Source organism: Marinobacter alexandrii (assembly GCF_005871205.1).
Classification (GTDB): domain Bacteria; phylum Pseudomonadota; class Gammaproteobacteria; order Pseudomonadales; family Oleiphilaceae; genus Marinobacter; species Marinobacter alexandrii.
In genome coordinates this window covers 424,430-440,387 of record NZ_SWKM01000014.1, presented here as the reverse complement: position 1 = coordinate 440,387, position 15,958 = coordinate 424,430, and the positions used below count along the sequence as shown (strand labels likewise).

Below are 15,958 nucleotides of genomic sequence, written 5' to 3'. Positions count from 1 at the left end.
AGATTATTTTGATCCTGGTATTCCAATTGTTGGTAGATGATGGGTAGTTACAACAACTACTTTTTTGTCTTTCACTCGTCCGCTACGAATAGCACGTGCGATCACTCCATACTGTATGCCCACATAACTGTTCTCTGTTGCATCAACCCAGCGCAGCGACACCATTCCTAATTGATACCGAGCATATCCGCCTTCTCGGGTTCGGTACATCGGGTACTCGTCGCAGCTTTTTCCTTTTGGCCTTTTTCCTTGGCAACTAGGTAATCCTCCACTGCGGGTATACCATCGCCTTCCCCCTTTACTACCACCGACTCGTGAGTCATAGGTGAGAACAATCGAACTGGGAATCCGCATCTGAGCGGAGCGCACGTGGTCTATCATTTCCGGGGAATCGAAACCTACTATCAAAAGATTAAAACGCATATTGCAGCGGTTTTTCTTTCGAATACACTGTCGCAAGGTTCTCAAGGCGACCTTCGACGAAACCTTTCCGACCGCGGGTAAGGTGCCAATTACAGCTCTGCTGACGGCGCTTGAAAAGTTGGCAACACTGGTTGTGGCCAAACTCGAACGGATATTCGATGCCGTTCCAAAGCTTGCCAAGCCAAAATTACCCGTAGGATCGGTCCAGTTTATTGAATCCCCATTTGCATACAGATATTTATTCAACGTAACAGGCTCATCACTATGCCCCATCCACGTGTCCATCTGCGTAAAGCGCCCTACGTCCTGGTTGTAGTAGCGCGCCCGCAGGTAATACTGCTCCAGACCTGAATCCCGCTGTTCGCCGCTGTACCGGTAATCGTTCTCGGTGTCGCCAATACTGGCCAGCAAGGTGCCGAATGCGTCGTAGTGGTAGGTATCGGTAACGGCACTGACGTCATTTGCCAGAGCTCGCGTGGAACCGTGGCCGTCGTAGAGGTAGTAAACCGTTTCACTGCCACTCTGCTGAGACAGCAAGTCGTCGCCATAGGTGTAGCTCACCTCGGTACTACCGTTTTCGACTTCCGCTAGCACCTGGGCGTAATCCCTATTGCTGTCCACCACGAACCGGGTTGTGATGCCGTTCTCGGACCGACGGGTGCGGATGCCGTCAGCGTTGTAGCCGTAGCTGGCGCTGTAACCGGGTCGGGATGTTTCCACCAGCTTGTTACGAGCATCGTAGCTATACCGGGTGACCTGGCCACTTTCGGTTTCGGTCAGGGTATTGCCATTGGCGTCGTAGGTATAGCTGGTGCCACCCTGCTGGGTCACCCGGTCGTTGGCATCGTAGCTGTAGCTGGTTTGTACGCCGTTGATGGTACTCAGGGTGCGGTTGCCGACCTTGTCGAACCGGTACTCGGCATTGTGGTTACCGTTGAGCGGGTCGGTAACGGTCTCGCTCGTCAGGCGGTACAGCAAATCGTAGTCGTACGTGGTGCTTCGACCATTGTGCAATTCCTGCACACGGGTACGGCGGCCCGTTGGGTCCAGTTCGTAGCGGTAGTCCGCCACCACGGCAGCGGAAGCATCGGTGGTGGTCAGGCTTACCAGTCGGTTCAGGGCGTCGTAGCCGTAGTTAGTCACGTTACCGTTGGGGTAGCTGACGCTGCCGCGGTTGCCCACCTTGTCGTACGTGTACGTGGTCTCGCCCCCTCCATCGTAGACTGAGGCGAGCCGGTTCAGCGCGTCGAACTCATAACGGGTGCTGCGGGTCTGATCATCAGTCGAGACTTCCAGCTGCACCCGGTTGCCCGCCGCATCGTAGCCGTAGGACAGCACAGCGCCATTGGGCTGGACCTCCTCGACTAAACGGTTCATCGCGTTGTAGTAGTAGCTTGTGGTGCCTTCCGGCGTGGTGGCGCTCAAGCGGTTGCCCACTGCATCGTAGGTGAAGCGCTCCACGGTCCCGTCTCCATAGATCACCCCGGTCAGACGGCTGTTTAGGTCGTACTGGTAGCTCGTGGTTTGGCCGTTGAAGTCGGTATGGCTCACTCGATTACCGACAGCGTCGTAGCTGAAGCTTTCGGTCTGGCCCATGGGCAGTGTCCGGCTCAGGACCCGACCCTGGCTGTCGTAGGTCCAGCGTGTGGTGTGGCCTTCGGCGTCGGTCTGCGTGAGCTTGTTGTCAGCGGCGTCGTAGCTGTAGGTGGTGATACCATCGAGCGCATCGGTCACCTTAATCAGACGGCCCAGGGCGTCGTAGCCGTACTGGGTCACGCGACCGTTCTGATCGGTGCGAGAGATGCGCCGGCCCAGAGCGTCATAGGCGTCGGTAACCTTGCTGTCGTCGTGGTACAGGCTCTCGGTGCGCTGATCCAGTGCGTTGTAGGTGTACCGTGTGGTATGGCCGTTGGCGTCGGTTTCCGCGATGACGTTTCCATCAGCGTCGTAATCGAAACTGTGGCGATTTCCCAAGGCATCGACCACGGCAGTGCGGCGTCCGGCGGCATCGTACTCGTAGGTCGTGACGTTACCGTTGGCGTCGGTCTCGCTAACCACCCGGCCCGCTGCATCATAGCCGGTGGCGGTGTGGCTGCCATCGGCATAATCGGTGCGAACCACCCGATTTAAAGCATCATAGGTGTAGCGTGTAATCCTGCCCAATCGGTCGGTTTCAGTTGCCACGTTGCCTTCCGCGTCGTAGGTCTTGAAAGCCACGGTGCCGTCCGGGAAGTAGGTTTCGGTTTCCCTGCCAAAGGCGTCATAGACGTATTCGGTTCGGCGGCCAAGGGCATCGACGGTCGCGGTGGGATTGCCGGCCACGTCGTACTCGTTGTAGACCGTGGAGCCATCCGGGTAGTGGGTCTCGATGACCCGATTGTTGGCGTCATAGACATACCGAGTGGTCTCCGACACGGGGCTGCCGTTGACCGTGCGCTCGCGGCTTTCGGTAAGTACGTTGCCGCTGGCATCGTAAGTGAATCTAGTGGTCTCCCCGCGCGGGTTGGTTTCGGTCAGCTTGTTGCCGTCTTCGTCGTAGGTGTAGGTGGTCGCGTTGCCCTCGGCATCAACGCTCTTGGACACCAGACCCTCGGCATTGATGTGATTGCTGGCGGTTTTGCCGCTGGGGTCTTCAACACTCAGCAGGTTGCCCAGACTGTCGTAGGTGTTGGTGTACTGATTGCCCCGGGCATCGGTGATGGTCAGTTCCTGACCGCGGGTGTTGTAGGTGTACGCCACCGTGTTACCCAGCGCATCGGTCTGGCTCAGCTGGTTGTTGCGGTCATCGAAGGTCGCCGCGGTGCTATGGCCCAGCGGGTCGAGCTGGCTGAGCTGGTTACCGCGCTCGTCGTAGGTGTACTGCCAGGTCTGCCCGGCGGCGTCCACTTTGGTGGTGACGTTTCCGCGCGCATCGTAGTAGTACAACGTGGTGTTGCCATGGCGGTCCGTGACCACCGACTGGCGCCCATCGATGTCGTGGTTGAACTCGGTTCGGTTGCCCTCGTTATCTTCCTGGGCCACCAGGCGGCCGGCGGCGGCGTAGATGTTACGCACCAGAGTACGACCCAGCGGATCGATGATGTCCAGCAAACCGTGGTTACGGTTGTACGTGTACTCGGTGGTATTGGCCATGGCATCGGCGCTGGCCACCAGGTCACCGTCGGGACTGTAGCTGTAGGTCAGCACATCACCATTGGGGGTGGTGATGGTTTGGATACGTCCATGGCTGTCCCGGTCGAACGTCACCGCCTTGCCACTGGAGTGGAAGATGCCATCGTTGGTGTAGCGCAGGGTGTGGCCGTTGGGGTCCACCACGGTGTCAGTGCCGAAGTCCTGGTCCAGATTGTAGACATAGCCCGCGGCGGTGGTGAGCCGATAGCGGCTCGGGTTCACCGCGTGGGCAAAGCTGCCCTTCTCTAGCAAAATGCCGTTCTCGTAGCGGGCGGAGCTCTCGTTGAGAGCAACCAGCTTGGACTGGGTGTCGCCCACCGGGTTGAACACCAGCTCGACGTCCTTGTATACCTGGTAGGTGTTGCAGCGCGGTGACGCACCCACCTCAAACTTCTCCACATCGCCGGTCGGCAGTGTAACCGTCACGATCGGCGCACCCAGAGGCTCGATACAGAAATCCGTAATCAGGTTCATCGGGCCGCGCTTGTACTGATTGATCGCCCAATAACTACCTGGCACCCGGGACTCTTCAACCTTGACGTCTTGGTAACCGACGCTCCAGCCGTGGCCGAAGTCCAGATCCTCGAACCGGCGGCGGCTGTCGTAGGTGCGGGTCACCCGGATGGGCAGGCCCACCATGGGAATCGACAGGTCTTCCAGCGTGATGCTGAAGTTGCCGACTTTCAGGTCACCTTCCACCTCCAGAGTGATCATGTCGGACGCGGACTGACCATTCACGTCCAGGGCCAGCACGGCCACATCCCACTGGCCATTCATCAACAGGCTAGGATCAAACACCGCCACCGGGGCAGACACCTGGTTGCTGTCGCCTTCGGCGATCACCTGCCAGTTACTCTCGCCCGCCGGGGTGATCAGCACTTCATAGGCCACCAGGTTGTCGTCTTCGATGGTGGCAATGATGTCGGTCGGTGCCGTGATCAGGGTGCCGCTTTCCGGCCCCTCCAGGGTGACCACCGGCGCCACCGAGTCGGTGTCGTCCAGGATGGTCACAAACGCCTGCTCGGAGACGGTTGTTTCACTGTCGCTGACCGTCGCGGTGACGGTATGACGTCCGGAACCGTCAGCGGCCCAGTAAGTGCGACCGTAGGGATTGACTACCAGCGGCTGACCATCGACGTCCACCGCAACGTCGAAGTCGCCCTTGCCGCCTTCGGTAAACACATCGATGGTGACGGTATCACCCGCCTGCACACTGTCCGGGCTGACCAGGACGTGCACCGTCAGGGGTGCCGGTTCTTCCTGAACCCGGATGCTGGTGCTCTGCAGGGTCCGGCCCTTGCCATCGTCGGCGAAGTACGCCACATCGTGAAGACCGATCTGGCCCTGGGTCGGCGTCCAGGTCACCAGGCCGGAGCTGTCGACGCTCATACCATCCGGTAGGGTCAGAGCGCCGTAGGTCAGCGCGTCGCCGTCGGCATCGGTGGCCACCAGCTGGTACTGGTAGACCTCACCTACCACCGCCTGGAAAGTCGGTCGGCTGGTGATTTCCGGGTAATTGTTGGTGCTGCCGTCGACGGCATCCAGGATATAGCTCTGAGTCACGTAGGACTTGCCGTCAGAGACCCGGATACGTACGTCGTGGGCGCCGATCTGATTGGCGTCCGGCGTCCAGCGCAGCACGCCCTCCCCGGACAGCGTCATGCCGGCTGGACCGGTTTCAAGCGCGTAGCTCAGGCTGTCGCCATCCGCATCCCGGGCAATCACATCGTAGCCGTAGGTCTGGCCGGTGAAGGCCGGGGACGTGGGCAGACTGCTGATCTCCGGCACCGCATTCGACGCTGCGGGCGCATTCACGCCGATACCATAGCTCTGCGTGGAAGCGGCGCCCCGGGCGTCGGTCACCCGAACCACCACCTCGTGCACCCGGCCTGCCTGCACGGTGGCCGGCGTCCAGCTGATCTGGTTACCCGCCAGCGTCATGCCGTTCGGCGCCTGATTCAGCGTGAAACTGAAGTCGTCGCCATCCTGATCCGACGCTATGACCGTGTAGCGGTAGGGCGTTTCAGCCAGCGCCTGAAGTTCCGGCGTGCTGGTGATCAACGGCGGATGGTTGGCGCTTTCGTTCACCGGCAGGTTCAGTTTCTGACGGGCCTGGCCACCACGACCGTCGTCGACCTGAATCTCGACAATGGCCGTGTCGCCAATCCGGTCGGCCGGCGCCAGCCAGGCGAACAGACCGGTATCGGAGAGGGTCATGCCGTCTTCAGATTCCGTCAGCGAGAAGGTCAGCGGGTCCCCGTCCGGATCGTTTGCCGTCACCTGATAAATAAACCGCTGGCCGGCATACACCGCGCCCTGGGGTTGGCTGGTGATGGTCGGCGGCTGATTGCCTTGAGCCGGGTCCACCACTTCAATCAGGAAATACTGTTTAGTGGACGCACCGCGGGTATCGAAGGCGGTCACTTCCGCCGAGAACACACCGGTCACTCCGGCAGCCGGCGTCCAGGCGATTTGGCCAGTGACACCGTCAATGGCCATGCCCGGCTGAGACCGGCTCAGCAGATACACCACGTCGTCGCCATCCGGATCGGTGGCCTGGGCCAGGTAATTGAACGTCTTGTCTGGCTGGATCACGCCCTGCGGGGTGGAGGTAAATTCCGGCGGAAGATTGTCCGGAACCGTCACCGTGACAACGTGAGTCTGTTCGGCCTCGGCGCCAGACAAATCGGTCGCACGCACGGTCAGAGAATACACACCTGCCGCCAGTCCGTCCGCTTGCAGCATGCCGGTGCGTTCGTTGAGCTCGAACTCGGCGGTCGCATCCACCAGTTCGAATCGGTGGGCATCGCCCTTATCCGGGTCATTCACCTTGATCTGGAAGACGAAGGCGTCACCGGCGATGGCCGAACTGGCCGCCGCGCTGGCGATCTCCGGCGCATCGTTGGCGTCGGCAATGGACGCCGCATACTTCTGGCTATCGAACAGGCCCGCTTCGTCGTACACACGGGTGTCGACGATGGCGGCCCGGGTTTCGTTGTTGTCGATCGCGCACTCGACGAGATCAGCCGGGCCGGCGACGGTCACTTTCAGGGCCTGAATGATTTTGGCGTCATCGACCACCAGCGATGCCTGAGTACGCTCACCTGGCTGCAAACTGCCAACGGTAACTTGGCCCAGCGTTTCCTCGCCGGTCCAGAAATGATCGTGCACAAAGGACAGGGTGATTGGACCTTCGGCCGGCGCCAGTCCTCGGTTTCGTACGATTACCCTCGCCGTACTCGTCGCCTGGTCGTAAGTGATGCCGGACACCGAGATATCAGCGAGCGACAGGGCATCCCGATCCGGGAAGGTGTTCAGGCGGAAGGTATTGTGGCTCAGCCAACTCTGCGTCGGCTGTGCCGGTACCGTCAGGTCGTCGTTGATGTTATTAATGTTGTAGGCGTGCTGGTTCCAGATGGACCGGGTTGGTGCCCAGGAGTCTTGTTCGTCCTCGAACACGCGAACACCCGAGTAGCTGCCACGGCTGTAGTTGTTGGCAATAACGACGATCTCTGCGTGATTATCGTTATCAACATCCGCAACGACTGGCAATTCATGAGTAGTACCGCTGGTGTTGGGAATCTCATAAATTACTTCGCCGGTCGGGCCGTCGTAGATACGCAGATAGTATTCGTCCCCGTACACCACCTCGGCACGACCATCGCCGTTGAAGTCAAAGACTGACGACCCCGTTTTGTGAGACGAGTTGTCTCGGGTAGGGGATTGCCATACGATGTTTCCCTCAGCGTTGAAGACGACATAGTAGCTTGCGCCCGCAATGCCAATCTCCGGCACGCCATCGCCTGTCAAATCTGCAATGGTCGGTGCTCCGCCAACTCCACCGCCGGGAATGGACTTACCACTCCAGATAACCGAACCATCGTGGTTCAGAAGCTTCACTTGGCCTCGTTCGACGACCGCAATCTCTGGCAGCTTATCGCCATCCAGATCACCGGCCGCCGAGAAACCTTCTCCTCGATTGAATAGCAACTGACCATCGTGAGTGTAGGCGCTACCCCCAGCGATAATTTCCTGGAATCCATCACCATTGATATCCAGAGCAAAGGAGAGCGGCCCGACACCGTTATTGCCCGTCGGTCCAGCGCCTTGCCACTTCTGTTGGCCCTTGTGATCGAAAACGGTATTGCCGACAACGATTTCGGTTGTGCCATCGCCATCGAGATCGGAGATCACAGGGCCACCCCAGCGGACCGTGGGTCGTGTGTTGGACACCCATTCCACCTGGCCATCATGGGAATAAGCGATGAGACCACCGCCGTAGCGACCGGTAACAATCTCAACGAAGCCATCGCCATCAATGTCTGCGGCCGCTGGCGAACTCACCGGCAAAATGTTCGCACTGGCCGACGTCCAGACTGGCGCCCCATTTTTCGCCCAGACTGCCCTCAGATAACCGGCGGAGTTGTAGTACCGACTTCGAAACGTCTGGAAAATAATCGCAATATCGTCTTTCGCGTTAACCTGACCATCGCCATTGGTGTCGTAAAGCGGCACTGCAATCGGGGCGTGCATGACCTGGTTGTAGCTGGATGCTGGCTGTCCGTTCGCCGTCCAGCGCCACTTCTCAACGGGATTCAGTGCGCCAAGGCTCGCCTGTGGTTCGGCGATACACAGGTTGTTTGAATCCGTGCGGTTGTCCACCCATTCGTTACCCGCTGCCCACTCGATCAGCCCGGTCGTTTTCGCTATGCCCATGCCGTCGGGAGAAAGCTCCAGGCCGTAAGTCAGTTCATCGCCTGCATTGGGGTCGGTTGCATCCACGTCGTAGCGGTAACCCGCATTCTCATCCCCCTCTTCAATCGGCGGCGTGACGATTTCAGGCGGCAGGTTTTCATTCACTACCAGCGTGAAGGTCTGCTCGGTAGTCGCCCCGCGCAGGTCGGTGACTAGCACGGTGATGTCGTAGGACCCCGGCGCAATGCCTCCGGGCAACGAGGTAAATCGACCGGTCCGCTCGTCCAGATACAGCCCGTCTGGCCCCGAAACCAGCGCAAAGGTATGCGCATCCCCGATATCTGTGTCAGTGATGGCCACCTGATAGTCGAACGACTGCCCGCCTTCCAAAACGGTTTCCGGCTCGCTCTCGATCGAAGGGGCTTCGTTGACATCCTCAACGTTGAGCGCGTACAGCTGATCATCGGTTAGTCCGTCCGGATCTGACACGCTCACGCGGACAAGGGCCGCCCGGGTCACGTTATTTTTGATCTGACATTCATCGATCTCAGAGCTGGGCCGCAGGACCACGGCGATATCGTCGATCAACGCACTATCGAACACTTCGATACCAGGGTAGGCGTAGGTGCCGCTCGCTGCGCCTTCGACCTCTGCCGACCCGAGTAGAATGCCGTTATCGGGTCTGCCCGCGTAGAAGTCGACCAATAATGGGACAGTGATGTTAGCCAGACCACGATTACCGAGCTGGACACTCAGTTCATGCCGTCCATCGTCGCCTTGCTCAAGAAATACTTGGCCTAACCGCACATCCGGATTTCCCAGGTGATCGAGTGCGACAGGGAGATAAGCCATAACCAAGCTAGTGGTCGCCAATTTAGTAGTAAACAGACCACTAGTGGTATCCCAGGTGCCCCCTGCTTGTTGGTGATCCAACAGATATTCGATGTTGTTAAGTACCACGACGTCAGTTAGTGCCGGGTCTCGATAATCCAAGCTCAGGCCCACCCAGGCTGATGTGAGAGGATCGCTCTGGCTGCCTGATTGATAGCGTGACCAGCCGCCATCCTCGCGTTGGCGCGCTCGGAGTTGCTGGTCAAGAAGGGATATCGCGGCCGTAATTCGAGAATGAAGTTCCTCACCGCCAACATAGGGGGCAATTTCTGCAAGGCCCATAAGGCGGAATACGCGCCTCAGAGTGTCATTTTCGTTCGTGTTCAGCCCTGTCAACAGATGTTCAGCCAACGCCGGCATCATCATCCGGTAGGCATCCGCAATCTCAAGCTGATCGGACGTTTGGGTTTCCATCCCATCGAGATCATTAAGGTATCCCGCGGCTGCCTGCGCCACGAGCGCCGTTATCCCAAGCGAATCGCGCAGCCATCCGCTGCTATGATCCGTTGTCCAGTACGACTGATTGCCACTGACTGTGACCCGATCAAGGAAGAAGTCCAGCCCCCTATGGCGAACCAGGAAAGTCCGGGAACGGTCGGGCACCGCATTAAGTGCCCACAGTGCGAACGCTGTCTGATTCTTCGCGAACTGGGGATGCGAGCGGCGGATAGAGCCATCATTCAATTGGCTGGACAAAAGTTCCGTCAGCAGATACTCCGCAGCCCCCTCATCCACGTCGGCTTTGGCTTTAGAAGATTCCAAGCCCAAGAGGCTCTGGGTCTGGATATGACAACCAAGGCATCCGTTCTTCTTGTGCCAAGCAACTGACTGCGGTGCAACATAGTTGCTTGCATCGGCAATAGAAGTCTTTACGCGATGGAACAGCGGGGCGATGTAACTGATCCCCGAAGTGTCGTCACCTTGCTCATTGACCTTCACGCTACCGCTTGGCATCACATAACACTGTTGATTGAAAGTGGGTACTGATTGCGTGAATTCTGCCTGGGGTAACCAGTGAATCACTCCGGACGCGCTATCGATGGTCATGCCACCCGGCCCCCGATCTAGGGTGTGAGTCAGCTCATCCTCGTTCGGGTCTTCGGCGACAACGGTATAGTTGTAATTTGCCCTTTCAGGAGTGCTAACTATCGGCGGACTGGTAATCACCGGTGGAAGGTTCGGCTGAATGACATTGATAGTAATACTAGCCGTTGCCCGGAACTCCCCGTCGGACACCTCATATTGGACTACCTCTAGGCCTTCAAACCTGGGATCCGGGGTATATACCAGCTCCGGGGCCTTCCCTGCGAACCCTCCATGGGCAGGTTCTTCGATCAGCCGGTATTCGAGAGTTTCGCTATCAATATCTTCACCCAAGAGAGTGACAACTACCGGGTCCCCTCCTTCGGTCTCAGCAAAAACATCCTGTGCCGTTGGCGGATCATTGACTGGCGTTACCGTAAGGTTGTATGAGGCGGGTTGTGAATCTAGCTCCCCATCGTTGGCCACGTATTCCAGTAAATCCAGTCCGAAGTAGTTGGCCTCCGGCAGATAAACCAAGCCATTATCAGTCTTGACGACTTCGCCATGTGTAGGGGCGGTTACGACGGCAAATGTAAGTGGTGAAGTTTCGATATCTCTGCCGGAGAACGCCAGCGGGATTGCGGTATCTTCGGGACCGGTGGCTGAGCCGGGATCCGCTACCGGGGCATCGTTTACGGGCAAAACATCAATGCTGACGGTAGCATTACCTGAGAGTTGTTCGCCGTCATGTACCTGAAACTCCAGGCTGTCACTACCGTTAAAATTTTGGGCAGGCGTGTAGGTAACTCGTGAGCCCGAGTGTTCGATCTGACCGTGCTCTGGCTGAGCCAGTATCTCGTAAATTAACTCGTCGCCATCAGCATCCTGGGCTTGTAGCTCGAAAGTAACCGGTGTGTCCTCAGGTGTGGTGATCTGGCTGTCGAGTGATTCAGGACGATGGTTATAGCAGCGTGTATAGCGCTCAAAGGTAAAACTGATGTAGCCCTTGCCGTTAAGGGCATAGTCGTTCAAGCGTACAACGGCAAAACGCACGGTCTCGTAGTTGAAGCGGGAACCCTGTCCCTCCACGCTCCCCCAAACCGGAACGATAATGTTGTAGTTCAACAGGGCGTCAAGATTTGAACGTACAGCGTTACTATTCTTGACACCGGGTAAGCCCTCTACCCAATCACCAATATTAATCTGGATATCGAAGGGATTGACGGGGTTTCTATAGTTCTCGCTGGTTCCCGGAGGCAGCAGTGAATTCGCTAGCGTGTTGGCATTATTACTTCCATCCCACGAAAGCCAGCTGTAATTCCCAGGGCCGGTACCCGCCGGAATGTTCTGAAATTGCTGCCCCGGAGCCGCGGAGGACAGCACAGAGCTGGAGATGGCTATGGGGTAGAGAGAGCAAAAATCTGGGCTTATGACGATGTCATCGGTTTCTTTGAACTGCTCGGCATTTACCAAAGAAAAAGACGTAACTACCCAAGCGAGCGCGAAACCACGCGCGTACTTATACATCATCACAACTTCCCTGTATCAAAAGCACCACTGGTGCCGATCCCAAATTTAGATTGAATTATGGCAGGCCAAAATCTATCGGAAACTGACTGATTCACTTTTCCGAGATGTTTTACATTCTTTGACAAAGACTTAGGCCGCGGTGGGACGAAGGCAGGAACTTCAAAATGACTGGAAAGATTGGAAAGTTGTCACTATTTCGAGCCGTTTGGATAGGAATTCGTCTCTTGGACTACAGAAGAGTTTCGCTACCGGCGCGGACGACAAATTTAGCACTTTGTGTGGAATTCTGAATCAGCGCTCTATCCTAGAATCTACTTTAAGTTTGTTTAGCACTTTGTGTGGAATCCGACCGCTAACTAATTGATTCATGGCTTAGCAGGTTTAGCACTTTCTGTGATCGTCCATTTGCATACGAGCAGTAACGGTTTCTGCATACGACCTGGAGCGCCTCTTCCTCGTAAAATAGTCGTTAGCTTTCTATCGGTCATTGTCTAAAGAACAAGGCTCGAATTTATTTGCTCTTCGGGACAACGCTTTTTGCAAGACCGCAGGCATGTCCCATTGAAGAAACAACTGGAGGTTTTAGAACCTATGAACATTATCCCTGTGATTACTCTGTTCGGAGGCCTGTCGGCATTTTTCACTTTGGCGTTCGCGCTGAGACTGGCCATCGGAAAAACTCAGGTTGTCGATCAGCAAGACGATAACAAACTCGCTGGTTAAGGATTGCCTCGAATCGAACCTGAACCCGGTTGATTTGTTCGACCGGGTTTTCTGCTCTTATTCTTCATCTATTACTGCACCAAGCTGTTTGAGCAATACCGTGCCTTCGCCGTCTGCTCGCCGCCGCCCGAGCGGCTTATTATCAGGCAGCAGCCAGCTCCGGATAGGCGTTATTGCACTGAGTAGCGGCTGTTAGTGCGGATGTAGATTGTCACTTCATCATCGCTGTAGTTCGCGAACTCATGAGTGTAGTCGCCCGTGGACTCGATATAACTCCCGGCTTCAAGAGTTTCTGGCTCATCGAGGTCCCGAGCGTTATGGGTGACCTCCCCTCCGATCACCACGGCGCGAAATTCACTGGCCTCTGTCATCAGTTCACCTTCGAAACCGGCACCGAGTCTGATCATCGATCCACCCATATCGGCAGTGCTGCCCCAGACGTGAGTGGCCTGCACATTGTCCGCATTGATCGTGTGCAGGTCGCTGTCTTCCAGCCAGACCACGTTGTCGGCGTGCAGGTTAAGCGGCCGTTCCCCGTTATCAAATTGCTCGTCAGACGGCTTTACCAGGTAAGGCCCGGAGTCGATCTCCAGATAAATCAGGTTCGTCTCGCCATCGGCCGCTGTTGTGTGGTCTTCACCGGCAGGCTGAGTCCAGAAAGATCCGGGTGGCATCCACATTTTTGCCGCGGACGGGTCATCGTTGTGCATCATTCCTTCGATCACGACACCGCGATAAGTGATGTTATGAATGTGGGGTGGTGACTCGAAACCCTTCTTGAACCGAACGAGCATGCCTGTCGCGCTGCCGCTTGTGCGATCGACCCAGAGATCTGCAGCGCCGGGGCTAAGCTTTCCCCGCAAAGGGTTTAGATAACCCCATTCCACTTCTTCAGCGGGTATGACTTTTACCAAAGAGCCGGCGTTATGGTTATCTGCATAAGCCAGTGCTGCTGCACTGACAAGGAAAATCGTGGATATCACTCTTCGCGAGAACATTTGATAGCTCCATGTATCTGTAAAATGAACGGAGCTAATAGATTACTCGTCGCTATAATCGCTAAAAACCGGACTCTCCAGATTTCAGTTTTCGTAAATCCCGCATAATAGATTGGGGAACTTTTAACCAAACCGTTAAGTGTAATGTTCAGAGGTTCGTCCAACGCTGGGCAAAGAAGCCCAGAAACACCCGAATACGGGCCGACAAGGTCGAGCAGCTTCACCAAGTCTCCCTTTTCGAGATCATTGGCATTCATGAAACGGGACAGTTGGGCAACGCCCTGCCGATTTCGGCAGGGCGTGTGAGTGGCTCAACCTGCCCTTGCGTCAGTACCCAAAACGATGCCCGCGCTCAGGCAGTCGCTTTTAGCGTTTTTCCCAGATACCGGTCTTTGCGACCTCTTCTGCAAATGCAGCGAAGTCTTTCGGTGCGCGCCCAAGTGCCTGTTGAACGCCTTCGGTCAAATGGGCGTTACGGCCATCAAGTACCGTTGCAAAAAGATAGTCCAGCATCCAGACCACATCCTCGGGTGCTCCAGAGTTCTCCATCTCAGCGATGAAGCCTTTGTGGGGTACGTCTATGAATGAAATTTCGCGGCCGGTCGCGCGGGAAAGGTCGTTGGCCACGTCCGCAAAGGTCATTAGTCTTGGCCCCGTCACTTCATAGATTCGGCCGTTGTGGTGGTCCTGAGTCAGGGCAGCAACAGCCACGTCCGCGATGTCATCGACATCAACGAAAGGCTCGACTTGATTGCCTGCTGGCAGAGTGATGGCACCCTTCAACACCATGTCGATGAATGCCCCCTCAGAAAAGTTCTGGTTAAACCAGCTTGCGCGGACGATTGTCCATTCGAGACCAGAGTCTTGCACAATTTTTTCGCAGGCTTGTGCCTCGGACTCGCCACGCCCTGATAACAGGACGAGTCGCTTCACGCCGCGGCGTTTGGCTAGGCCAACAAACGCCTGGATAGCGTCGGTTGCGCCCGGCATGGCCAGATCTGGTGAGTAAGTGATGTAAGCTGAAGTGACACCGGTGAGGCAAGGAGTCCAGCTTTTTTCGTTGCCCCAGTCAAAAGACGGGATGGCTGAGCGGGACCCAACTCGAACCTCATGACCACTGTCTTTCAGCTGTTCAACAACGCGTTTGCCAGTTTTTCCGGTACCGCCTACTACGAGAATTGATTGATGTGTCTGATTGGATGGTTTCATTGACTTGCTCCCTTCAACATGTGTGCAAGTCAATTTTCGTGGAAGAGTGTCGCTTGTTATTGCCTCAGCGTGCCAGGGTTTGTGCAGCGGGCGACAACGTCAAGCTCAGCGTCAACGAGTCGAAAGTCGATAGGACCGTGGAGTCTGTCCGGCCCACCGCTTAAAAGCCCGTGTGAAGCCACTCTGCTCAGCAAACCCCGTCAGGAATGCCACCTCGGCAAGACTGTAGTCTGTCTCCCGAAGCAGCCGTTGTGCGAGATCCTTCTGCGCCATGTCGACAACATTTTGATATGAATATCCCTGCTCCGACAATCTCCTCTGCAATGTCCGTGCGCCTATTTTCAATTCGGATGCAATCCGTGACAGCTTCGGTACACCCTCACTGAGCACGTTGACTACGGCACGCCTGACTTGTTGTTGCAGATCGATATCGCCTTTCAGCGAATTCAGCTGTTGTTCAAGATGTCGGTCGAAAAACTGGGCGATGGATTCGTCGCCTAGCTTGTTTGGAATTTCGATGCTTTCTTTACTCACAAGCAACGCATCTCGTCCCGACTGGAAATGGACAGGGCAACCGAAATGAGATTCGTACACTCGGGCATCGCCCCTGGGTGCATGCTTGAAATAGATGGCCATCGGAATAAAGCGTGAGGAGCAAACTTCTTTGCTGATGGTATCTACGGCCGACATGCTGGCCTCATTAGAGAGCTGCATGCCTGGACAACCATCCCCTGCTTTTTCAAGGTTGAAGAAGAAACCCTGCCCCGTTTCCTCAAGGGAATACGTTTCTGCACTGCCCAGAACATGCCCGTACCGCTCTGCCCTTGTGAAGGAGCCGTGCAAGGTCGGTGCGGATTTCCACGCCAGCCCGAAAGCGCCGTACTCGTCGCTTCGCATGGCAGCGCCGATCTTCAGCGGTAATGAAAGGCCATTGGGATCCCGATCAACCAGTTCAGCAAAAAAGTCATAATAGTCCGATGAGGACACCATCTGAGTGGGATCGATGGGACCGTTCACCGGAAGGCCAAGTTTTCGTATCAAGTCCCGCGTTTCGACGCCTGGGCTTGCCTGACTGACGACCTTATAGACATACAGTGAGGTTATTTGAGCCATGGGACATAGATAATCCATGTTCGTTCGGTTGTGCAACCTGTGGAGGCCATTTCAAAGGCCTCTGGGCTGACGCCACCCAGATGGGTATTTCGTCCTGAGGAGCCACTTGTGATGCCGTGTTCGGTTTAATCCAAACTAGAGCTTAACCACCTCAGCGCGGTTTTTCATTGCGGCCGAGCATA

The 15,958-nt window shown here is 56.4% G+C and carries 5 protein-coding genes; 1 reads left to right on the top strand and 4 read right to left on the bottom strand.

From position 1 onward, the window contains the following. Positions 1-3: 3 nt before the first annotated feature. The gene (locus tag FCS96_RS15810; RefSeq protein ID WP_171040821.1) at positions 4-11,328 is read right to left on the bottom strand and encodes an Ig-like domain-containing protein; all 11,325 of its coding nucleotides are present in this window, start codon (positions 11,326-11,328) and stop codon (positions 4-6) included. Between the two features lie 996 nt (positions 11,329-12,324). Between FCS96_RS15810 and FCS96_RS20295 the strand changes: the two genes are divergently transcribed. Beyond that, the gene (locus FCS96_RS20295) at positions 12,325-12,456 is read left to right on the top strand and encodes a hypothetical protein (RefSeq protein WP_266094461.1); all 132 of its coding nucleotides are present in this window, start codon (positions 12,325-12,327) and stop codon (positions 12,454-12,456) included. A gap of 170 nt (positions 12,457-12,626) precedes the next feature. Here the strand turns inward: FCS96_RS20295 and FCS96_RS15805 are convergent, their stop codons facing one another. The 3 genes from FCS96_RS15805 to FCS96_RS15795 form a co-directional block, all read right to left on the bottom strand. Then, positions 12,627-13,454 carry a DUF4437 domain-containing protein gene (locus FCS96_RS15805; RefSeq protein WP_138441338.1) on the bottom strand — a complete coding sequence of 276 codons (828 nt, stop codon included), beginning with the start codon at positions 13,452-13,454 and terminating at the stop codon, positions 12,627-12,629. A 366-nt stretch (positions 13,455-13,820) separates the two neighbouring features. Next, positions 13,821-14,663 (bottom strand): NAD(P)H-binding protein, encoded by an 843-nt coding sequence (locus FCS96_RS15800; protein WP_138441337.1) that lies wholly within the window; start codon positions 14,661-14,663, stop codon positions 13,821-13,823. Positions 14,664-14,774: 111 nt separating this feature from the next. Further along, positions 14,775-15,776 (bottom strand): AraC family transcriptional regulator, encoded by a 1,002-nt coding sequence (locus FCS96_RS15795; protein ID WP_138441336.1) that lies wholly within the window; start codon positions 15,774-15,776, stop codon positions 14,775-14,777. Positions 15,777-15,958: the final 182 nt, after the last annotated feature.

Excerpts from the sequence above, each read along its gene's own strand:
- FCS96_RS15805 (WP_138441338.1), bottom strand. The coding sequence starts at position 13,454 with ATGTTCTCGCGAAGAGTGATATCCACGATTTTCCTTGTCAGTGCAGCA.
- FCS96_RS20295 (WP_266094461.1), top strand. The coding sequence starts at position 12,325 with ATGAACATTATCCCTGTGATTACTCTGTTCGGAGGCCTGTCGGCATTT.
- FCS96_RS15800 (WP_138441337.1), bottom strand. The coding sequence starts at position 14,663 with ATGAAACCATCCAATCAGACACATCAATCAATTCTCGTAGTAGGCGGT.
- FCS96_RS15795 (WP_138441336.1), bottom strand. The coding sequence starts at position 15,776 with ATGGCTCAAATAACCTCACTGTATGTCTATAAGGTCGTCAGTCAGGCA.